This is a genomic window from Microvirga flocculans ATCC BAA-817 (assembly GCF_000518665.1).
Taxonomy (GTDB): domain Bacteria; phylum Pseudomonadota; class Alphaproteobacteria; order Rhizobiales; family Beijerinckiaceae; genus Microvirga; species Microvirga flocculans.
The window spans coordinates 357,708-379,420 of the sequence record NZ_JAEA01000001.1 but is presented as its reverse complement, the minus strand read 5'-3'; the positions used below and the strand labels follow the sequence as shown (position 1 = coordinate 379,420).

Annotated in this window: 18 protein-coding genes; 9 read left to right on the top strand and 9 right to left on the bottom strand. The window is 66.4% G+C overall.

Annotation, left to right across the window (positions count from 1 at the left end):
* Positions 1-61: 61 nt before the first annotated feature.
* Together tal and L879_RS0101860 are read right to left on the bottom strand one after the other, a co-directional pair.
* Positions 62-1,033 carry a transaldolase gene (tal, locus tag L879_RS0101865; RefSeq protein WP_027314624.1) on the bottom strand — a complete coding sequence of 324 codons (972 nt, stop codon included), beginning with the start codon at positions 1,031-1,033 and terminating at the stop codon, positions 62-64.
* A gap of 69 nt (positions 1,034-1,102) precedes the next feature.
* Entirely contained in the window at positions 1,103-1,993 is an 891-nt protein-coding gene (locus L879_RS0101860; RefSeq protein ID WP_027314623.1) for a LysR family transcriptional regulator, read from the bottom strand.
* 115 nt (positions 1,994-2,108) lie between these two features.
* On the opposite strand from L879_RS0101860, the gene L879_RS0101855 reads away from it, so the two are divergent.
* The 5 genes from L879_RS0101855 (at position 2,109) to L879_RS0101835 (ending at position 8,523) form a co-directional block, all read left to right on the top strand.
* A complete protein-coding gene (locus L879_RS0101855) occupies positions 2,109-3,605 on the top strand; it encodes a CoA-acylating methylmalonate-semialdehyde dehydrogenase (protein WP_027314622.1) in 1,497 nt (498 codons plus the stop codon).
* Positions 3,606-3,751: 146 nt separating this feature from the next.
* Positions 3,752-4,906: an isobutyryl-CoA dehydrogenase gene (locus tag L879_RS0101850; RefSeq protein ID WP_027314621.1), complete on the top strand. Its 1,155-nt coding sequence runs from the start codon at positions 3,752-3,754 to the stop codon at positions 4,904-4,906.
* A gap of 57 nt (positions 4,907-4,963) precedes the next feature.
* Positions 4,964-5,854, top strand: a complete 891-nt coding sequence (mmsB, locus tag L879_RS0101845) for a 3-hydroxyisobutyrate dehydrogenase (protein WP_027314620.1) — start codon at positions 4,964-4,966, stop codon at positions 5,852-5,854.
* 197 nt (positions 5,855-6,051) lie between these two features.
* Positions 6,052-7,263, top strand: coding sequence for a hypothetical protein (locus L879_RS0101840; RefSeq protein WP_027314619.1), 1,212 nt, complete (start codon positions 6,052-6,054; stop codon positions 7,261-7,263).
* Positions 7,264-7,353: 90 nt separating this feature from the next.
* Positions 7,354-8,523, top strand: coding sequence for a M20 aminoacylase family protein (locus tag L879_RS0101835; RefSeq protein WP_027314618.1), 1,170 nt, complete (start codon positions 7,354-7,356; stop codon positions 8,521-8,523).
* Between the two features lie 64 nt (positions 8,524-8,587).
* Here L879_RS0101835 and L879_RS0101830 read toward each other — a convergent pair whose 3' ends face one another.
* Both L879_RS0101830 and ribA read right to left on the bottom strand, forming a co-directional pair.
* On the bottom strand, positions 8,588-10,282 hold the full coding sequence (locus L879_RS0101830) for an L-lactate permease (protein ID WP_027314617.1): 1,695 nt from the start codon (positions 10,280-10,282) through the stop codon (positions 8,588-8,590).
* A 160-nt stretch (positions 10,283-10,442) separates the two neighbouring features.
* Entirely contained in the window at positions 10,443-11,555 is a 1,113-nt protein-coding gene (ribA, locus tag L879_RS0101825) for a GTP cyclohydrolase II RibA (RefSeq protein WP_027314616.1), read from the bottom strand.
* A 257-nt stretch (positions 11,556-11,812) separates the two neighbouring features.
* Here ribA and L879_RS0101820 point away from each other — a divergent pair, with 257 nt between their 5' ends.
* Positions 11,813-12,772: a hypothetical protein gene (locus tag L879_RS0101820; protein WP_027314615.1), complete on the top strand. Its 960-nt coding sequence runs from the start codon at positions 11,813-11,815 to the stop codon at positions 12,770-12,772.
* On the opposite strand, the gene L879_RS0101815 is transcribed toward L879_RS0101820, so the two are convergent.
* Both L879_RS0101815 and L879_RS0101810 read right to left on the bottom strand, forming a co-directional pair.
* A complete protein-coding gene (locus tag L879_RS0101815) occupies positions 12,735-13,694 on the bottom strand; it encodes a DMT family transporter (RefSeq protein ID WP_051434964.1) in 960 nt (319 codons plus the stop codon). The two genes, L879_RS0101820 and L879_RS0101815, sit on opposite strands and share 38 nt — an antisense overlap.
* Positions 13,695-13,843: 149 nt before the next feature.
* Positions 13,844-14,398 carry a hypothetical protein gene (locus L879_RS0101810; protein ID WP_027314613.1) on the bottom strand — a complete coding sequence of 185 codons (555 nt, stop codon included), beginning with the start codon at positions 14,396-14,398 and terminating at the stop codon, positions 13,844-13,846.
* Between the two features lie 403 nt (positions 14,399-14,801).
* On the opposite strand from L879_RS0101810, the gene L879_RS0101805 reads away from it, so the two are divergent.
* Complete coding sequence (locus L879_RS0101805; RefSeq protein WP_027314612.1) at positions 14,802-15,053, top strand: hypothetical protein; 252 nt, start codon at positions 14,802-14,804, stop codon at positions 15,051-15,053.
* A 9-nt stretch (positions 15,054-15,062) separates the two neighbouring features.
* On the opposite strand, the gene L879_RS0101800 is transcribed toward L879_RS0101805, so the two are convergent.
* Both L879_RS0101800 and L879_RS0101795 read right to left on the bottom strand, forming a co-directional pair.
* On the bottom strand, positions 15,063-16,841 hold the full coding sequence (locus tag L879_RS0101800) for an SLC13 family permease (RefSeq protein WP_027314611.1): 1,779 nt from the start codon (positions 16,839-16,841) through the stop codon (positions 15,063-15,065).
* A gap of 60 nt (positions 16,842-16,901) precedes the next feature.
* A complete protein-coding gene (locus L879_RS0101795) occupies positions 16,902-17,366 on the bottom strand; it encodes a CAP domain-containing protein (RefSeq protein ID WP_027314610.1) in 465 nt (154 codons plus the stop codon).
* A 151-nt stretch (positions 17,367-17,517) separates the two neighbouring features.
* On the opposite strand from L879_RS0101795, the gene L879_RS0101790 reads away from it, so the two are divergent.
* A complete protein-coding gene (locus tag L879_RS0101790; protein WP_027314609.1) occupies positions 17,518-18,789 on the top strand; it encodes a TIGR03862 family flavoprotein in 1,272 nt (423 codons plus the stop codon).
* On the top strand, positions 18,786-20,588 hold the full coding sequence (gene recQ / locus L879_RS0101785) for a DNA helicase RecQ (protein WP_027314608.1): 1,803 nt from the start codon (positions 18,786-18,788) through the stop codon (positions 20,586-20,588). Before L879_RS0101790 ends, recQ begins: the two co-directional genes overlap by 4 nt.
* Here recQ and L879_RS0101780 read toward each other — a convergent pair.
* On the bottom strand, positions 20,585-21,703 hold the full coding sequence (locus tag L879_RS0101780) for a Gfo/Idh/MocA family protein (protein ID WP_027314607.1): 1,119 nt from the start codon (positions 21,701-21,703) through the stop codon (positions 20,585-20,587). The two genes, recQ and L879_RS0101780, sit on opposite strands and share 4 nt — an antisense overlap.
* Positions 21,704-21,713: the final 10 nt, after the last annotated feature.

Sequence of the window (21,713 nt, the reverse complement as noted above, 5' to 3'; positions counted from 1 at the left end):
AGCGTTTCTGGATTCCGAGCTCGACCTTTGGCCACCCCGGAATGACAGTGCAATCCTGGCTTTACGCCGCCTTCGCTTCATCGAGCCGCTTCGCGACGAGCGAGCGCAGCGAGCGCAGGTCCTTCACGAAGGAGCGGATGCCTTCGGCGAGCTTCTCCATCGCCATGGCGTCCTCGTTCAAGGCAAAGCGGAAGCTCTTCTCGTCCATGCGCGGCAGGGGCGCGATCTTTTCCACGCTGTCCGTCGAGAGCTTACGCGGCAGCTCGCCTTCCGCCTTCGCCAGCTCGTCGAGGAGCGCGGGCGAAATGGTGAGGCGGTCGCAGCCCGCGAGCGCTTCGATCTCTCCGATATTGCGGAAGGACGCGCCCATCACCACGGTCTCGATTCCTTGCGCCTTGTACGAGGCATAGATGTTGCGCACGGAGAGCACGCCCGGATCGGTCTCGCCCGTATAGGGTCCGCCGCCCGCCTTCACATGCCAGTCGAGAATGCGGCCGACGAAGGGCGAGATGAGGAACACGCCCGCCTCGGCGCAGGCCTGAGCTTGGACTTGGGCGAAGAGCAGCGTGAGGTTGCAGTCGATGCCTTCCTTCTGGAGGATCTCCGCCGCGCGGATACCCTCCCAGGTGGAGGCGATCTTGATCAGGATCCGCTCGCGCCCGATGCCGCGCTCCCCATACGCCTTGATGATGGCGCGGGCCTTCTCGACAGTGGCCTGCGTGTCGAAGGAAAGGTCCGCATCCACTTCCGTCGAGACGCGGCCCGGCACGATGCCTGCAAGCTCCGCGCCGAAGGCCACCGCCAGCCGGTCGCAGACCGCCGCCACCACGCCTTCACGGGAGCCGCCCTGCTTGCGGCCCCAGGCCAGGGCCTCGTCCACGATGTGGCCGTAGGCCGGGGTTTCGACCGCCTTCAGGAGCAGGGTCGGGTTGGTGGTGCAGTCCTGGGGCTTCAGGCGGCGCACCGCATCGAGGTCGCCGGTATCGGCGACGACGACCGTCATGGCGCGCAATTGGTCGAGCTTGGAGGGCATTCCGGTCTCCGTGAGGTTTTGCTGGGCCAGACTTAAGACGTTCAGGCCGCGGCGTGAAGGGCGAAGTCGTCACATGAACAGGTTGCGGTTGGCCTTCACCCTGTCCAGCATGAAGGCGTGGACCTCGGCAATACGGTGAAGGCTGCGCACCTCCGCATGGGTGACGATCCAGTAGGTGCGGGTGAAGGAAATGTCCGGAAGCACGACCTTCAGCTCCGGATATTGCCGGGCGGCATAATCATGAAGGATGCCGATGCCGACCCCTGCCCTCACCGCCTCGAGCTGCGCCACCACGCTGGCGCATTCGTAGCGCCGGGGGCCGTATTTCTCGAGGCCTGAGAAGTATTCGAGAGCGGGACTGTAGATGAGATCCGCCACGTAGGTGACGAGCAGCCGACCCGACAGGTCCTCCGGCGTGGCGGGAACCCCGTGCCGCGCGATGTAATCGTCCGAGGCATACATCCGCAGCCGGTAATCGGTGAGCTTGCGCGAAACGAGCCGCCCCTCGGTGGGCTGCTCGACCGTGACCGCGATATCCGCCTCGCGCTTGGAGAGCGAGAAGGTGCGGGGAAGCGCCACGAGCTGGATCGTGAGGTCCGGGTGCCGCTCGGCGAGTGCGCCGAGCTCGGCCGCCAGGAAATAGGTGCCGAGCCCGTCCGGCGCGCCGACGCGCACGGTGCCGGACAGCGCAAAGTCCGAGCCGCCCACTTCGCTTGCCACGGCCAGCGCCTGGCTTTCCATGCTCTCGGCCTTCGCCAGCAGCCGCTCTCCCTGCTCGGTCAGGGTGTAACCCTGGGGCCTGCGCTCGAAGAGCTTGGCCTGAAGCGCCTTTTCCAGGGACGAGATGCGGCGGGAAACCGTGGTATGATCCGCCTCCAGGCGGCGGGCGGCGACCGTGAGGCGGCCGGCCCTTGCCACCGCAAGGAAGAAGCGGAGATCGTCCCAATCGAAAGCGCTCATCCGCGGATCTTTAGCATATTGGGATTTTTGCACAACGGAAGCCTCATCTTCGCCCATAGTCGTGCAGTTTTGACAATGCTAGAACGAGGCACCGAAAATCAGGAGGAAAGACGCCATGCGCGAGGTCGGACATTTCATCGGCGGCAAGCAGGTTCCCGGCAAGTCGGGGCGGACCACCGAATTCTTTCAGCCCATGACCGGCGAGGTCATCGGCCGCGTCGCGCTGGCCTCCAGGGACGAGCTGCGCCAGGCGGTGGAGAACGCCAAGGCCGCCCAACCCGCCTGGGCCGCCACCAATCCGCAGCGCCGCGCCCGCGTGATGATGAAGTTCCTCGAACTCATCGCCAAGGAAACCGATTCCCTCGCCGAGCTTCTGGCCCGCGAGCACGGTAAGACCATTCCCGATGCGAAGGGCGACATCCAGCGCGGCGTCGAGGTGGTGGAATTCGCCTGCGGCATCCCGCATCTCCTGAAGGGCGAGTTCACCGAAGGCGCCGGCCCCGGAATCGACATGTACTCGATCCGCCAGCCGCTCGGTGTGGTGGCCGGCATCACGCCGTTCAACTTCCCCGCCATGATCCCCATGTGGAAGTTCGCGCCCGCCATCGCCTGCGGCAACGCCTTCATCCTGAAGCCCTCGGAGCGCGATCCGGGCGTGCCGATGCGCCTCGCCGAGCTGATGCTCGAGGCAGGCCTTCCCGCCGGCATCCTCAACGTGGTCAACGGCGACAAGGAAGTGGTGGACGCGATCCTCGACGATCCGGACATCAAGGCCGTGGGCTTCGTCGGTTCCTCGCCGATAGCGCAATACGTCTATTCCCGCGCCACCGCCAACGGCAAGCGCGCGCATTGCTTCGGCGGCGCGAAGAACCACATGATCATCATGCCCGACGCCGATCTCGATCAGGCGGCGGACGCGCTCATCGGCGCGGGCTACGGCTCGGCGGGCGAGCGCTGCATGGCGGTCTCCGTCGCGGTGCCGGTCGGCAAGGCCACCGCCGACGCGCTCATGGACAAGCTGATCCCGCGCGTGGAAAGCCTGAAGGTCGGCCCCTCGACCGATCCGTCCGCCGATTTCGGCCCGCTGGTCACAAAGGCGCACATGGAGAAGGTGCGCTCTTATGTGGATCTCGGCGTGCAGGAAGGGGCGAAGCTCGTCGTCGACGGGCGTAATTTCAAGATGCAGGGCTACGAGAACGGCTTCTACATGGGCGGCTGCCTCTTCGACGAGGTGAAGCCTGAGATGCGCATCTACAAGGAAGAGATCTTCGGCCCCGTCCTGTCCGTGGTGCGCGCCAAGAACTACGACGAGGCGCTGCGCCTGCCCTCCGAGCACGAATACGGCAACGGCGTCGCGATCTACACCCGCGACGGCGATGCCGCCCGCGACTTCGCCTCCCGCGTGAATGTGGGCATGGTGGGCATCAACGTGCCGATCCCGGTGCCGCTCGCCTACTACACCTTCGGCGGCTGGAAGGCTTCCGGCTTCGGCGATCTCAATCAGCACGGCCCGGACGCGATCCGCTTCTACACCAAGACCAAGACGGTCACCTCGCGCTGGCCGTCCGGCATCAAGGAAGGCGCGGAATTTTCCATTCCGACGATGAAGTAAGTCATCGTGACCATGGCCTGGGGTCTGCTCCCGGCCATTTTTTCTGGCCCGCATCTTTCCACGGCGTACCGGGGCCACTTCGCCGCAAGATGCTCTAGATCCAATGTCGGCGCGCTCGACGCGCCCTTGTCGTGACGATGAGAACCATGAACCAGTTCGCACTCACCGAAGACCAGATTGCCGTCCGCGACATGGCGCTCGCCTTCGCGGCGGAGAACATCGCTCCTCACGCCCTCGCATGGGACGAGAAGAAGCATTTTCCCGTGGACGTGATGCGCGAGGCGGCCGCCCTCGGCATGGCGGCGATCTACACCCGCGACGATGTGGGCGGATCGGGCATGACGCGCCTCGATGCCGCGCTCATTTTCGAGGCGCTCGCCACCGGCTGCCCGGCCGTCTCCGCCTATCTGTCGATTCACAACATGGCGACATGGATGATCGACCGCTACGGCACGGAGGAGCAGCGCCAGCGTTACATTCCGCGCCTCGCCACCATGGAGCTGATCGCCAGCTACTGCCTGACGGAGCCGGGCTCGGGATCGGACGCGGCCGCGCTCAAGACCAAGGCCGTGCGCGACGGCGATCATTACATCGTCAACGGGGTCAAGCAGTTCATTTCCGGCGCGGGCACCTCCGACATCTACGTGACCATGGTGCGCACGGGCGAGGAAGGCCCCTCCGGTATCTCGACGCTTGTCATCGAGAAGGACATGCCCGGCGTCTCCTTCGGCGCGCAGGAAAAGAAGATGGGCTGGAACGCGCAGCCCACCGCCGCCGTGATCTTCGAGGACGTGCGCGTGCCCGTCGCCAACCGGCTGGGCGAGGAGGGCATCGGCTTCAAGATCGCCATGTCGGGCCTCGACGGCGGGCGCCTCAATATCGGCGCCTGCTCGCTGGGCGGCGCGCAGGCGGCGCTCGACAAGGCGCTGTCCTATGTCAACGACCGCAAGGCCTTCGGCAGGCGCATCGCGGATTTCCAAGCGCTCCAGTTCAAGCTTGCCGACATGGCGACCGAGCTTGAAGCGGCGCGCACTTTCCTGTGGCGCGCGGCGGCCGCGCTCGACGCGAAGGCCATCGAAGCCACGAAGCTCTGCGCCATGGCCAAGCGCATCGCCACCGATACCGGTTTCGAGGTCGCCAATGAAGCGCTCCAGCTCCATGGCGGCTATGGCTATCTCGCCGATTACGGCGTCGAGAAGATCGTGCGCGATCTGCGCGTGCATCAGATTCTCGAAGGCACCAACGAGATCATGCGCCTCATCGTGGCGCGCGATCTGGTGGGGCGCGGCAACAGGCCCTGACAGGGCGCCAACCGATTCTCCTCCCCCTTGCAGGGAGGGAACAACCTCGGAGGAACCATGACCAACATCGCCTTTATCGGCCTCGGCAATATGGGCGGGCCCATGGCCGCCAATCTCGTCAAAGCAGGCCATGCCGTCACAGGCTTCGATCTGTCTCCCGCTTCCTGCGATCAGGCGCGCGCGGATGGCTTGAGCATCGCAGGTTCCACGGTCGATGCCGTGCGCGATGCCGAGGTCGTCATCACCATGCTTCCCGCCGGCAAGCACGTGCTCTCCGTCTGGACGGATATTCTGCCTACGGTAAAGGAAGGTACGCTCCTGATCGACTGCTCCACCATCGACGTGGAAAGCGCCCGCAAGGCGCATGTCATGGCGCGCGAGCAGGAGCGCAACCTCGCGAGCCTCGACGCGCCGGTCTCCGGCGGCGTCGGCGGCGCGAAGGGCGCGACGCTCACCTTCATGGCCGGCGGAACGAAGGAGGCCTTCGACCGCGCGGAGCCGATTCTCTCCAAGATGGGCAAGAAGGTGGTTCATTGCGGCGAGGCAGGCGCGGGGCAGGCGGCGAAGATCTGCAACAACATGATCCTCGGCATCTCGATGATCGGCGTGGCGGAGGCCTTCGTGCTGGGCGAAAAGCTCGGGCTCTCGCATCAGGCGCTCTTCGACGTGGCCTCCACCTCCTCGGGCCAGTGCTGGTCGCTCACCAGCTACTGCCCCGTGCCGGGCCCGGTTCCGGCCTCGCCCGCGAACAACGGCTACAAGCCGGGCTTCGCGGCGGCGCTGATGCTCAAGGACCTGAAGCTGGCGCAGGAGGCGGCGCTCGCCTCAGGCGCCTCGACGCCGCTGGGCGCGGAAGCCGCCCAGCTCTACGCACTCTTCGCCAATGCAGGCCACGAGGGCGACGACTTCTCCGGCATCGTCAACTTCATCCGCGGGCGGAAGGACTAGCCCGCCCCTTCCATGCCGTGGCCGGATCCGTTCCGGCCACGCAGCCCGACACCCCGGCCGAGCGCCCGGTGCCGCCTGCATGACGCCTTCCGCAGTGAGATAGAGGCGGGATGTGTTGCACGGCACCTACAGCTTTTGGGCTTTGCGTCCATTAGGCTTCCCGTTCCCGAGGCTTCAACTGTCGATTGTCTGCCCGCATGGTCCGCCCCGCCTTCCGAACGGCCAACCCCTCCGCCGACGCCGCCGCCATGCTGCGACGCCTCGGCTTCGCGATCCTGTTCTTCGCGGTTCCCCTTGCCGCGCTGTTCACGAGGCGCGCGCTGGTGGTCATGGCGCCGCTGGCGGTCATTCTTCTCGTTCTGGCCTCGGTGCTCGACGGAAGCGCGAGGCATGCGCGGGAGAAACTGGCCGCGCTGATGACGTCGACGGGCGGCATGGCCGGGCTGGTCCTGCTCTCCTGGGCCGCCCTGTCCCTGGTCTGGACGCCCTTTCTGGCCGAAGCCTCGGAGCGCCTCTTCAACATCACCGGCATGATCCTGATGGGCCTGGGAGGCTATCTCGCCGTGCCGGAGCGGATGCGCTCGGCCAATCTCTATCTCCTGCCCGTGGGCGTGGGCCTCGCCGCCCTGATCAGCATTCCCCTGGCACTCGAAGGCGGAAGCAGGTTCGACCCGGACGGCCTGAGCCTCGAACGCGGCATGCTCATGCTGGTGCTGCTGTTCTGGCCGGCGCTGGCCTGGCTCCATTCCCGCGGGCGAAACCTGGAGGCCATCGGCCTGGCGCTCGCCGTGGCCGTCTCGTCGCTGCTCACCCAGGGCGGGCTGCCCCTCTACGGCCTGGCGGCCGGTGCCATCGTCTTCGTCCTGACGGCCGTGAGCGCCGGGCTCGGCGCCCGCCTGACCGGTCTCGTCATGGCGGGCCTCCTTCTGCTCGCCCCGCTCGTGCCCTTTCTCGCCAAGCCCCTGGCGATAGCCCTGTTCGGGGCGAAAGCCCCGGTGACGGCCAGCATCGAGGTCTGGCGTCAGATCATCCTCGGCGAGCCGCTCCGCCTGCTGACGGGACATGGGCTGGAAACCGCCCTGCGGGGCCGGTTCGTCGGGCTGGTGCCGCCGAACGCTCCCTCCACCTTGCTGTTCGAGGTCTGGTACGAACTCGGCCTGGTGGGGGCCGTGGCGGGGAGCATCCTGCTCTATCAGGCCGCCATCCGCGCCAAGAATCACCGTTCGACCGTCGCACCCAGCATCATGGCGGCTTTCGCCTGCGCCTATGCCCTGGGCTGCCTCGGCATCGGCACCGCGCAGGTCTGGTGGTTCACCGCCCTCGTGGTGCTGGTGCTGATCTTCGTGGCCATCGACCGCGGTCAGTTCCGCACCACGCGGCCCAAGGCCATCCTGCGCAACAAGCTCTGAGATCCGTCAGCAGGCTTTACCGTAACGGTTGACGGAACGGCCCCGGCTCTGCTTGGCTGAGGATCCTGAATTCTTGCCTGAGGATTGTTCATGCCGATCATCAACCGCGTCGCCGACCTCGCCAATGAAATCACCGCGTGGCGCCGCGACTTCCACGAAAATCCGGAGCTCCTGTTCGACGTGCACCGCACGGCGGGAATCGTCGCGGAGAAGCTGAAGAGCTTCGGCTGCGACGAAGTTGTGACCGGCCTCGGACGGACGGGCGTCGTAGGCGTCATCAAGGGTCGCACGAACAATTCCGGCCGGGTGATCGGCCTTCGCGCGGACATGGATGCGCTTCCCATCGAGGAGGCGACGAACGTTCCCCACAAGTCCAAGGTACCGGGCAAGATGCATGCCTGCGGCCATGACGGGCACACGGCGATGCTGCTGGGGGCCGCGAAGTATCTGGCCGAGACGCGCAATTTCGACGGCACGGCGGTGGTCATCTTCCAGCCGGCGGAGGAAGGCGGAGGCGGCGGCAACGAGATGGTGAAGGACGGCCTCATGGAGCGCTTCGGCGTGCAGGAGGTCTACGGCATGCACAACATGCCCGGCATTCCCGTGGGCCATTTCGCAATCCGTCCCGGTGCGATGATGGCGGCAGCCGACCGCTTCACCATCACCATCGACGGCAAGGGCGGCCATGCGGCGCGCCCGCATGACTGCATCGATCCCGTCGTCATCTCGGCGCATGTGATCACGGCCCTGCAGACCATCGCCTCGCGCAGCGCCGACCCGCTCGATTCGGTGGTGGTTTCCGTCTGCACCGTGAAGGCTGGCGAGGCCTTCAACGTCATTCCCCAGACGGCGATGCTGCTCGGCACCGTGCGGACCCTCTCGCCGCAGGTGCGCGATCTCGCCGAGGCGCGCATCCGCGCCATCGTGGAGAACGTCGCCACGGCCTTCGGCGCAACGGCAACCGTCGAGTACGACCGGGGCTATCCGGTCACCATGAACGATCCGGAAAAGACGGAGTTCATGGTGAATGTCGCCCGCTCCATCAGCGGCGAAAATGCGGTCGACACGACGGTTCCGCCCCTCATGGGCGCAGAGGATTTCTCCTACATGCTGGAGCAGCGGCCGGGCGCCTACATCTTCCTCGGCAACGGCGACACGGCGGGCGTCCATCACCCGGCCTACGACTTCAACGACGAGGCAAGCCCCTACGGCGTCTCGCTCTGGGCGAAGATCGTCGAAACCGGCATGCCGGCCCGATAAAGGATCGGATGAACGCAACCGCCGCCGGAGACGATCCGGCGGCGGTTTTCTTTTGTCCCGGCCTTCAGTGCAGCACCATCTCCGTGAAGGGATAGACATAAGCCTGCAGCATCACGAGGCCGCCGACGAGGCAGGCCAGCACGATGGAGTGCCAGAACACGAACCGCAGGATGCTGCCCTCATGACCGAACCAGTTCGTCGCCGTCGAGGCCACGACGATGGATTGCGCGTCGATCATCTTGCCCATCACGCCGCCGGATGAGTTCGCGGCCGCCATGAGGATGGGCGAGAGCCCGAGTTGGCCGGACGTGATCTTCTGCAGACCGCCGAAGAGAACGTTGGACGCGGTGTCGGAGCCCGTCAGCGCCACGCCGAGCCAGCCCAGCAAGGTGCCGAAGAACGGATAGAGGATTCCCGTTCCGGCGAAGGCCAGTCCAAGCGTGGCGTCAACCCCCGAAAAGCGCGTGAGCGTACCGATGGCCAGCATCGACGCGATGGTGATGAGGGAGTATCGCAGCACCCATATGGTCTCGAACCAGGCGGTGATGAGCCGCAAGGGCGAAAACCCCATGACGAAGCCCGCGATGATGGCCGCGATCAGCACGCCCGTGCCCGTGTAGGACATGTAGGTGAAGGCGAAAACCGCAGGCTCCGGAGTGGGAGACGCAACGATCGGTGCGACCTTCTGTACGAGGTTGTGCAGGCCGGGAACCGGGTAGTTCCAGGTGAAGATCGGATTGACGAGAGCCTTGAACCAGCCGGTGCCCCAGACCGCAACGATCACGGACAGGATGATCCACGGCACCCAGGCCCAGACCACGTCGTTGCGGCTTGCCTGCGGCGTCGGCGAGGGCGCTCCGCGAGGCATGCCGGAGCCCAGCGGCGCGGGTTGCGACAGGGTTGCCGCGGAATCGTCCCGCGTCCGCAGGGCCGGTGAGGTCCAGATCTCCTTCGGGTGCCAGATCCGCATGAAGCCGACGAGGCACGCCATCGAGATGAGCGACGCCCCGATATCGACGATCCAGGGATTGATGTAGTTCGAGATCAGGAACTGCGGCACCGCGAAGGACACCGCGCAGACGAGAATGGCGGGCCATACCTGGACCATGCCGCGGAATCCCGCGAAGACCCAGATCAGCCAGAAGGGCACGATGAGCGAGAAGAAAGGCAGCTGCCGCCCGACCATGGCGCCCAGAACATAGGGATCGAAGCCCGTCACGGAGGCCAGGCCCTGGATCGGAGCGCCGAGGGCCCCGTAGGCGACGGGCGCCGTATTGGCGATCAGGGACAGGCCGGAGGCGGCAAGCGGCGAGAAGCCCAGCCCGATGAGAATAGCCCCCGTCACGGCGACGGGGGTGCCGAATCCGCCCGCGCCCTCGAAGAACGCACCGAAGGAGAAGGCGACCAGGAGCAATTGCAGGCGGCGGTCCGTCGTGATGCCGCCGACCGATTGCTGGAGCGTCGCGAACCAACCCTTCTCCACCGTGAGCCGGTAGAGGAAGATGACGTTCAGGATGATCCAGCCGATCGGGAACATGCCCGTGGCGACGCCGAAAAGGGTTGCGCGAACGGCAAGTCCCGCGGGCATGGTGAAGAGAAGGACGGCGACCCCGATCGCCACGAGAAGGGCCACCATGGCGGCGATATGAGCCTTCACCTTGCCGGAGGCGATCATCACAAGGAGAAGGACAACGGGGATGGCGGCTGCGATGGTCGACAACGTGGCGTTGCCGAACGGATTATAGACCTGACTCCACATGGGCGTTTCCCTGAACCCGCCGGCGCGCGCCGGCACATGCATGGCTGGCGGTCGGGCCCCACCGGTCAGGCCGCCTCAGGAAAAAGCTAGAAGGAGATAGCGCCTCGGCAATACGAGCAGCGGAATAATATTGCCCCGCCGCCCGGCTAGGCCTTGCCGGTCAGTCCTTGTTCGAGCAGGCGAGCATGCCTTCGAGGTCGATATAGTGCCCTGCCCTGTCACGCTTGGCGGCGAGATAGCTGACATTCTCGGCCGTAGGACGGCCGAGCACGCGATGATCCGAGATCACATCGAGGCCGGCCTGGCTGAGAGCCGCGATCTTCTCGGGATTGTTGGTCATGAGACGAACCTTGCCGACACCGAGTTCCTTGAGCATGACGGCGGCGAAGTCGAAGCGACGCTGATCCGCCTCGAAGCCCAGGACCTCATCCGCATCGTAGGTGTCGTAGCCCTGCGATTGGAGCTTGTAGGCTCGGATCTTGTTGGCGATGCCGTTCCCGCGCCCCTCCTGATCGAGATAGAGCAGCACGCCGCCCTCGTTGTGCGCCATGAAGCGCACGGTCTCGCGCAGCTGGTCGCCGCAATCGCATTTGAGGCTGCCGAACAGATCGCCCGTGAGGCATGCCGAATGCAGCCGCACGGTCACGGGCTTGGACAGGTCCGGCTTGCCGACGATGATCGCCACCTGATCGCGCAGGCCCTCGCCGCCGCGGAAGACCACGAACTCGCTCGTGGGCGCTCCCTCCAGCGGAACGGGGGCGCGGCTGACGATCTTCAGGTCGAGAGCATTGGCGCGGCGATAGCCCCGCACGGCCTCGCCAGACACGCGCAGGAGCGACGGATCGATCTCGACGCCCGGCGCCAGCGGAACCACGATCACGGCGGGAAGCATCAGGGAGAGGCGCGCAAGCTCCAACGCCTCCTCGTCCCGGGGATCGGCGGGACGGACCGGCGCGTCGATGCGCCCGTCGGTCCTCAGGGCCAGGAGCTCCACGCGGCTGCGGTCCACTACGGGCAGTGCGACCCGGCCGGGCGTGTCCCGCTCGAGCCCGAGACGCCGAAGCCGTGCCGCCGGCAGGACGAGATGGGCGTGGCCGCCGGCCATGGCCCCGATCTCGACGCTCATGGCCTCGTCCAGGTTCTCGACGCCGACCGCGAGCGCGCTGCCCTGCGCCCCATCGATCACGACGGGACGGGCGCTGCGGAACTCCATGATCGCCCGCTCGACCGCGGTCGCGGCGGGGTTGTCGGACAGGCTCAAGGTCAGGCGCATCATCGAAAAACTCAGGCGAACAGCCTCAAAATCCGGCGAATGAAGAGGGTCTTGGGAACAATCTGCCCTGAAGCCGCGCTTCAAGGCCGTCTGTACCCTATCACAGGGCCCTTTCGAACCCTAATCGCATAGATGCGATGGCAGCCATGCCCAATCAACAGGCTCCCATGCAAAGGTCTCTTGGCTCGACGGCATAACCGGACCGCGCTATCTGTGCGCCTCGTCCCGCCTCGCTTCCGCAAGAGATCATCCAGACGATGTCCATGCTTCTTCCCAGGCTCGTTGCCCTCGGCCTCCTCGGACTTGCCACTTCCGCCGGCGCCGCCACCCTCGATGGGCTGGCCGTGGAGGTGACGAATGCCAGCGAACCCGTCCTCTGCGCGGAAAAGGACAACGTGGCCGTCAACTTCACCTCGTCCGAGGTGCGGCATTTCCAGATCGAGGCCGTGCATCCGGCCTATATGGGAGGCCTGCAGAAGGACCGCTGGGAGCCGGACTGGACGGCCTGCGAGGACATTTCGGAGGAAACCTCGACCAAGCCGCATCCGACCATGACCACCCTCTACGAGGATGGCAACGTGCGCATCATGGGCCTGTCCTTCGCGGAATTCTGGCGCCCGAGCGAGGTGACGGTGACCATCGGCGCCCGGGTCGAGCGCAAGATCCATCTCCTCCAGTTGCTGAAGAAGCGGGACGGCAAGGCGATCGAGGTGCTCGTAATCTATCCGGGCGACGGCTACTGGCGCATCAAGCCCCTTCCGCCCGAGCACCTGGACTGGAGCTCCTACGGCTCCTCCTTTCTCGTCGGGCCGGTGGAGTTCGACCAGCGCCCCGTGGTGAACCTCAAGGATGTGACCTTCGACCCGAAGGCCATGGCCTTCACGCTCACCTTCTCCCAGGGCGGCACGGGAAAGGTCGCGCTCAAGGCTCTCAACGAGGAGCGCATGACCCTGGACGTCGCCTTCGACCGGCCGATCGCCGGCCTCCCCTTCGCGGGCCTGCGCTCCATGTACGTGACCGAGTTCAACGCGGATGTGGCGCGCATCGCGGTGCGGGAGGAAGGTGCCCGGTCCTGGCGCGAGGAGCCTATCATGGCATTCCGGAGCGCCAAGGCGACCGATGCCTGGATGGGCCGCCTCGTGCCGTCGCGCCATAACACCAGCGCGCCGGACATGATGTTCAACCGTTTCCGCAGCTCGCCGGCTTCTTCGCGCTGACGAAGCCGGCCAGGGCCGAGACCAGGCGGCCGTCGATCAGCACGAGGCCTGCGCCGATGAGGGCCATGCCGGCCACATGGCGCGCAGCCAGCGTCTCGCCCAGCACGAACACGCCGAGTAGGATGGCGCTCACCGGGATGAGGAACGTCACGAGCCCCACATTCGTGGCGCCCGCCCGCGCGAGCAGGCGGAAGAAGATCAGATAGGCGAAGGCGGTCGAGACGAGGCCCAGCGCTGCGAGCGACAGGATGGTTCCGGCGCTCGGCACGGCCAAGGTCCAGGGACGGTCGGCGAGGAGCGCGGCCGGCAGCAGAAGCGCGCTCGAGACGGTGACTTGGCCTGCTGCCGTCGCCAGCGGAGGAATCCCCATGGTCTTGAAGCGCCGCCCGAAGACGCCGGAAAAGCCGTAGGACAAGGCTGCGCCGAGGATGGCCAGCTGCGCCAGGATGCCGGCATTCCAGGAACCCAAGGCCGCGGCCCCGATCATGACGGCAACACCGGCAAAACCCACGATCACCCCGGCCAGCCTCTGGCCCGTCAGGCGCTCGTCATCGGTCAGGTAATGCGCCACGATCACCGTGAAGAGCGGTGTCGTCGCATTGAGGATCGAAGCCAGGCCGCTCGCGATATGGCCCTGGCCCCAGACGATGAGCGTGAAGGGAATCACGTTGTTGAGGATCGACATCCCCAGAAAGGCCGTCCAGGCTTGGCGGGCGCGCGGCAGACCCACGCCCATGACCTTCAGGACGAGCAACAGGGCGAAGGCCGCCATCGTGACCCGCAAGGCCACGATGGTCAGTGGCGGCAATTCGCGAACGGTGACGCCGATGAAAAGAAAGGAGCCTCCCCAGACGATGGAGAGAACGGCGAGCAGCGCCCAATCGGACGGGGTCATGGTTTTCTGAACGGAGGCCTGTGTCATGTCTGCGCTTTCGGAACAAGCACACGACATGACACGGCAGACAGGATGTGACGACCCGTTTTCTGTCAGAGCAGAGAATCAGGCGGGCCGGCATCCGTGCCAGTGAAGAATTCAGCCTGCCCGACCGGGACGATGCGTCATGAGATGCGTCATGAGAGGAGGTACCACTCCCCCTTGCTGCGGCAGGCGAGCATGTCGCCTCTGCGCAGGGTTGCGCCGCTCTTCCATTCCCGCTGGATCGAGCGGCAGTCGAGGCCGCCGAACATCCTCTTGTCCATGGCCTTGAGAGTGACCTTTCCGGAGGCGCCGGTGGCAGGGTTCTGCCACGAGGCGCTCTTACCGGAGGATCCGTCGATGATCGACAGCACAGCCTGCGCTTCCGACGGGCGATCCGCATCCGGAACGAGCTGCGCCGCCTTCTCCTGCGCCTCCGCCTTTGCGACATCGGCACTCGCCTGCGCTCTGACGCTGGCCATCTGAGCCGCCAGCATGGCATTCCCGGCGCCTTGCATGGCCAAACTGTAGCCGGAGCCCGCGAGGCTCATTCCGCCGGTCATGGCGGCGTCGATGGCCGCGTAACCGGCAGAGCGCGCCATGGATGCCGATTGCCTTGCCATCGTGAGCGCGATCTGGCGGTCGACGGGAGCCATGTAGTTCGGGCCGGACGTGTTGCCTGCCGCGATATCCGCAAGACGAGGAGCCATGCTGCTGAAGTCCACGCCCGCTGAGCCGGAAGATGCCTGGGCGGCGTCTGCGGCATCCTTTGCGAGACCGGAGAGCCCGGTAGGATCAAGCGCCGAGGCTATCTCACCGGCAGCCGAGCCCGCACTCGTTTGATTACAGGCCGACAATGCCAGCCCCAGCACGAGAACGGCTCCCAAACCCAATATTCTGCTCACGGGCACCTCCACGTCTATTACGATACTACGTATCGCAATCGCAGGTCCCTGAAAAGCATGGCATGGCCAGGCGCGAGCTGGTTCCGGCCGGCCTCCCCGGAAAGGTTTGGTTTACGACATTGGGGAAGAAGCATGGCGCTTTTACCTCTCCTTCATGAGTTCGAAGCGAACGTCTTGCCCGCACTCTCATCCTGCGTAGCGCCCAGCCATGACCCCGCCGCTCTCCCGCGAACCCTCCTATGACGTCCGGCATCAGACGGTGAGGTCGAGCTTCTGCGTGCTGCCGCATGACCCGCGGCCGGCGCGGACCGCAAGCTTCATCTTCGGACGGTCGGATTCGCGTTATCGCCCCCTGCTCAACCAGGAAGAGCGGGACCGGCTGCACATCTGGGCCATGATCGTCACCCTCTCCACATCGGTGGCGGGCACCACCCTGCTGCTGACCGCCTTCCTGCGCTGATCCGGGACCTTACCGCAAAGGCCAGACCAGCATGATCAGCGGGATGCCGATCGCCACCACCAGGATCGAGAGCGGCAAGCCGAGCCGCCAGTAATCTCCGAAGCGGTAGCCGCCCGGACCCATGACCAGGGTGTTGCACTGGTGGCCGATGGGCGTGAGGAAGTCACAGGCCGCTCCGATCGCCACCGCCATGAGGAAGGCGTCCGGCCTGAACCCGAGCTGGGTGGCGAAACTTGCCGCGATAGGCGCCATCACGAGCACGGTCGCGGCGTTGTTGAGGAACGGCGTCACCGCCATCGCCACCACCATGATGAGCACGAGCGCCCCGGTCGGCGGCAGCATGTTCGCCGCGTGCGAGAGCCAGCCCGCGATCAGATCCGTGCCGCCGGTCGTGCGGATCGACTCACTGACCGGGATCAGCGCGCCCAGCATGACGATAATGGGCCATTCGACGGTCTCGTAGGCCTCGCGCAGGGTGAGCGAGCCGAAGAGCACGAGCAGGACGCCCGCGCCGAAGAAGGCAATCGCAACCGGCAGAATGTTGAAGGCCACCAGCACCATGGCAGCGGCCAGGATCAGCGCGGGAACGAGGCTGCGGCGGGCGCTGCCGAGCCGGATGTCGCGCTCCGCGAGCGGCAGGCAGCCGAGATCGCGCAGGGTATCGGGCAGCTTCTTGAGGTTGCCCTGCAGCACGATCACATCGCCGGGGCGCAAGGTGATCGTGCGCAGGCGCTCCTTGAAGCGCACGCCGCTGCGGCTCACAGCGATCAGGTTGACGCCGAAACGCTCGAAGAGGCCGATGCGCTCGGGCGAGAGGCCGGTGAGGACTGAATTCGGCCCGACGATGGCCTCGATGACGCCGATCTCATCCGTGGCCTCGTCCGTCTCCGGCTGCCGATGCTCGTGACTGAGCTTCAGCTTCGCGCGGGCGACGGCGCTCTCCAGCGCATCCGGTTCGCCTTCGAGCATGAGCACGTCGTTCTCGCGGATCCTCGCATCGGGGAGAGGACTGGAGCTGCGGGTCTCGTTGCGGATGATGGCCGCCACCTTCACCTCGCCATTGGCGAGCCTGTGCAGGTCCGCCACCGTCTGCCCGACCACATCGGATTCGGGCGTTACCCGGGCCTCGGTGACATAGTCTTTGATGTTGAGCGCCGCATCCAGGGAGACCGCCCCCTGCCGTCCCTGCGGCAGCAGGCGATAGCCGAAGGCGAGGAAAGCGACGCCCGCAAGGGCGATGCCGACGCCCACGGGCGCGAAGTCGAACATGCCGAAGGGCTCGCCCAGCAATTCACCCCTGACGCGCGACACGATGATGTTCGGCGAGGTGCCCACGAGGGTCACGATGCCCCCGAGAAGCGAGCCGAAGGCCATCGGCATGAGGAAGCTGGACGGCGGCGTTTGGGTGCGCCGCGCGATCTGGAACGCGACCGGGATCATCATCGCCAGCGCGCCGATATTCTTCACGAAGGCGGAGAGAACCGTCACCACGCCGACCAGCACCACGATCTGGATCTGCGTGGTGCGCAAGTATGGCCCGACCCGGTTCAGCGCGGCCTCCAGGATGCCCGACTTCGCGACCGCCGCGCTGACCAGAAGCGCGCTCGCAACGATGATGACGATGTCGTCGCCGAAGCCTGAGAAGGCCTTGTCGGCCTGCACGATGCCGACCAGAACGGCCGTCAGCAGCGAGACGACGGCGACGAGATCGTAGCGCCATCGTCCCCAGACGAAGAGAGCCATCATCCCGGCGACGATGGCGAAGGAGAGCATTTGCTGATGGGTCATGCGGAGCGCAAGCGAGGGAAACCGGAATCCTAACGCTTCACGGCTCCGTTTGTGCCCGGATCATTGCCCAAGCACGAGCGCCCAGTAGCGGCCGTAGCGGTTGTTCGCATCCGCGCGGGCGAGCCCGATCTTGCGGGCTTCGGGCATCAGGAGGTTGCTGTTGTGGCCGGGAGAGGCCTTCCAGCGGCCGATGGCCCCGTCGACCGTATCCGATCCGGCCGAGAGGTTTTCGGCCGAATAGCCGACGATGCCGTATTCATCCATGCGGCTCGCGAAATTGCCGTGACTGAGCCGGCCCGCCGCGGCCACCGCCCGCGCCTGATGCTCCGCGGCCTTGTTGAGGGTGGGATCCACCGTCACCGGGCTCAGACCCTTCGACACGCGATAGGCCGAGATCAGACGGGCGGCGGCGGCGGCATCGCTGGTGGAGCTCGCCAGAACGGCATCCTTGGGGGTCAGGGCTGATTCGCTCGCGCAGCCGGCCAGCCCCAGCGCGATCAAGGCGCAGACGGTAAGAGCACGCATCGCATTCCCCTTCGGGCGGCGTTGAAACGCCGCTCCTCTTGAAAAAAAATGTTCTATGGCGTTCATGTGCTCAAGCCATGAACCCCGCCGCTGCATGCCATGTCGCTGCCCGAGGGTCCAGGTTCCCCTCCCTCCCGCGTCAGCAGACCGCATGTCCTTGAAATCTTCCTCCCCCGAAGTCGCCATCATCGGCGGCGGCCCCGCCGGCCTGATCGCCGCGGAGGTCCTGGGGCGCGCGGGCCTCTCCGTCACCGTCTACGACCGGATGCCCTCGGTCGGCCGCAAGCTGCTCATGGCGGGACGCGGGGGCCTGAACCTGACCCATTCGGAGGAATTCGGGCGATTCGTGGCCCGCTACGCCGAGGCGCGGCCGCAGCTCGAGCCCCTGATCGAGGCGTTCCCTCCCGCGGCCCTGCGGGCCTGGAGCGAAGGCCTGGGGCAGGAGACGTTCGTCGGCTCCAGCGGGCGCGTCTTCCCGAAGGCCTTCAAGGCTTCCCCTCTCCTGCGCGCCTGGCTGTCCCGGCTGGAGGGCCTCGGCGTGCGCTTCGCCCTGCGCCACCGCTGGCAGGGCTGGGACGAGGACGGCAGGCTCGTCTTCACCGATGCCGCAGGAGAGACGGTGCGAATCACCCCCGCCGCCACCCTTCTGGCGCTGGGCGGCGCGAGCTGGCCCCGCCTCGGCGCGGACGGGAGCTGGATAAGCGCCCTCGCCCGGCACGGCATTCCCGTTTCCCCCTTCCGTCCGGCCAATATGGGCTTCACCTGCCCCTGGTCCGACCTCATGCGCAACCGGTTCGCGGGCGAGCCCCTGAAGCGAATCGCTCTCACCTTCGCGGGGACGCGCGTCCGGGGCGAGGCCGTGATCACGGCGGACGGCATCGAGGGCGGCGCGGTCTACGCCCTCTCGGCGCGCCTGCGCGACGCCATCGAGCGGGACGGCAACGCGGCTCTTCAGATCGACCTGAGACCCGACCTGGCCCATGGCGTCCTGCTCAAGAGGCTCGAATCGTCCCGGAAGGGGCAATCCGCCTCCACCTTCCTGCGCAAGGCCGCAGGACTGAGCCCGGTCGGCATCGCCCTGCTCCGCGAGGCCTCCCCCGCTTTGCCCACGGAGCCCGAGGCGCTGGCCCGCTTCATCAAGGCCGTCCCCCTGAGACTCACCGGCGCGAAATCCCTTGAAAGGGCCATTTCCAGCGCCGGGGGCGTGCCATTCTCTGAGCTCGACGAGCACCTGATGCTCAGGCGGCTGCCGGGCGTATTCGTGGCGGGGGAGATGCTGGACTGGGAGGCCCCGACCGGCGGCTACCTGCTCCAGGCCGCCTTCGCCACCGGAATCGCCGCCGCCAGGGGTATGCTTTCCTTCCTGCGGATTCCCCATGACGCATTGACGTCGAATCCGTCATCGGCCACACGGCATCCGTGATCGACCCGGCGAAGATTCTCCACGACGTTTTCGGCTTTTCCTCCTTCCGCGAAGGACAGGAGGAGATCGTGCGCGCGGTGCTGGCCGGTGAGGACGTGCTCGCCATCATGCCGACGGGTGCCGGCAAGTCCCTCTGCTATCAGCTGCCGACGCTCGCCCGCGAGGGCCTGACCCTGGTGGTCTCGCCGCTCATCGCCCTCATGCGCGACCAGGTGGCGGCGCTTCGTCATTTCGGCATCGAGGCGGGAAGCCTCAACTCCGCCAACGACCAGGCCGAGAACCGCCGGGTGGTGGACGCGGTGCGCGAGGGGCGCATGCGCATTCTCTATGCCTCGCCCGAGCGGCTCGCCAATACCGGCACGACCGAGTGGCTGGCCCGGTCTGGCGTGAACCTGCTCGCGATCGACGAGGCGCATTGCGTCTCGCAATGGGGCCACGATTTCAGGCCGGAATACGCCATGCTCGGCGAGGTGCGCCAGCGTCTCGGCAACGTGCAGACCATCGCGCTCACCGCCACCGCCGACGTGGCGACGCGGGGCGACATCATGTACCGGCTCTTCGAGGAGGAGCCGCGCCTCTTCATCCACGGTTTCGACCGCCCGAACCTGCGGCTCGCCATGCAGGCGAAGGAGCATTCGCGCCGCCAGCTCTTCTCGTTCCTGGACAAGCACCGGCACGAGAGCGGCATCGTCTATTGCTCGTCCCGCGATTCCACGGAACGGCTCGCCGATTCCCTGAGCCAGGCAGGCTACCGGGCGCTTGCCTATCACGCGGGCATGAGCCAGCCCGACCGCGCCAAGAACCAGGACATCTTCCTGCAGGAAGACGGCGTGGTGATGGTGGCGACCGTCGCCTTCGGCATGGGCATCGACAAGCCGGACGTGCGTTTCGTCGCCCATGCGGCCCTGCCGAAATCCATCGAGGCCTATTACCAGGAGATCGGCCGCGCGGGCCGCGACGGCGCGCCGGCCGACACGCTCACCCTCTACGGCCTCGACGACATGCGCCTGCGCCGCCTGCAGATCGAGGAGAGCGATGCCTCGGACGAGCAGAAGCGGGTGGAGCGCCAGAGGCTCAACGCCCTCGTCGCCCTGTGCGAGGCGCCGCGCTGCCGCCGCCAGACCCTGCTCGCCTATTTCGGTGAGACGACGGAGCCCTGCGGCAACTGCGACCTGTGCATCGACGGCGTGATGTCCTTCGACGGCACCATCGAGGCGCAGAAGATCCTCTCCGCCATCGCACGCACGGGCGAGCGCTTCGGCACGGAGCACCTGATCGGGATCCTCGTCGGCGAGGACACCGATTCCATCCGCCGCTTCGGTCACGACAAGCTCAAGACCTTCGGCGTGGGCGCGGACCGCTCGAAGACCGAGTGGCGCTCCTTGCTGCGCCAGATCTATGCGGCTGGGCTCATCGGCCTGGAGCTTGCGGAATACGGACGCTGGACTCTGACCGACAAGGGTGTTGCGGTGCTCAAAGGCCAGGAGCGAATCGAACTGCGCTCCGACGTGCTCATGAAGCCCGCCGAGCGCCGCCGCAGGCGCTCGCGCATGGAAGCGGAATCCGTGGTGCCCTCCGACGATCCGCTGCTGCTCGACCTCAAGGCCCTGCGCACGCGGCTCGCGAAGGAGGAGGGCGTGCCCGCCTATGTGATCTTCTCGGACCGCAGCCTCATCGACATGGCTGCGAAGCGCCCCACGACCGTGCGTGCCTTCGGCGAGGTTCACGGCGTGGGTCAGGCCAAGCTCGACCGCTACGCGGATGCGTTCCTCGGCGTGCTGAAGGCGCACGCAGCTTAAGACATCACCTCCACCCAACGCCCCTCATGGGCGCTGCGCGCCATGGCATCGACCGTGCGCTCGATGCGGATGCCGTCCTCGAACGCGATGAGATGCGCCGTCTCCCCCGCGATGCGGCGCATCAGCTCGCGGCACTCGATCACTTTGAGATCGTTGAAGCCGAGGCCGTGGCCGGGCGCGGGAACGAACCGGTCATAGGGCGGATGCCGAGGCCCTGCGAGGATCGTGCGGAAGCCCTGCGTTTCTTTCGCGTCATCCACCGTGTAGAGCTGCACCTCGTTCATGCGTTCCTGATCGTAGACGATGCTGCCCTTCGAGCCGAAGAGCTGCACGGCGATGCGGCCCTTGCGGCCCCAGGCGGAGCGGTTGAGGGTCAGCACGCCCGAAGCGCCGTTCTCGAGCTCCATCAGAACCGTCGCGATGTCGTAGGTTTCCACCGCGCGGCGGCCGCCGCCCCGGACGGGGCGATCCGCATAGGGTTTCGACATGTGCCCGCACACGCGCCGCACGCCGCCCAGAAGCGCCCAGAGAAGGCTCAGGGGATGAACGCCGAAATCGTCGAGCGCGCCATGGCCGGAGGTCGCCTCGCTCTTCCAGTAGAAAAGCTCTTCCGGGTCCGCCATGAAGTCCTCGTCCATCTCGAGGCGCACATGGTTGACCGCGCCGATCCGTCCTTCGTCCAGCAGGCGGCGGATGAGGCGGATGACGGGGTTCTGGATGTAGTTGTAGCCGAGCGCCGCCACCTTGCCCGATGCGCGTGCGGCCGCCAGCATCCGCTCCGCGTCCTTAAGCGTCGACGCCATGGGCTTCTCGCACCAGACATGCTTGCCAGCCTCCAGCGCGGCGATTGCCATCTCCGGGTGAAAGGCGTTGGGCGTGGTGATCGACACCACGTCGACGGAAGGATCGGCAACGAGCGCGCGCCAGTCTCCGGTGGCGCGCGCGAATCCGAGTTCGCGCGCCTTGCGTTCCGCCAGCTCCTGCGAGACTTCGGCCAGCACCGCGAGGCGCGGACGCTCGACATCCCCGAAGACGGAAGCGACGGCGTTCCAGGCGAGCGCGTGGCACTTGCCCATGTAGCCCGTGCCAATGAGGCCGATGCCGAGCGCCGTCATGAAGCTTCTC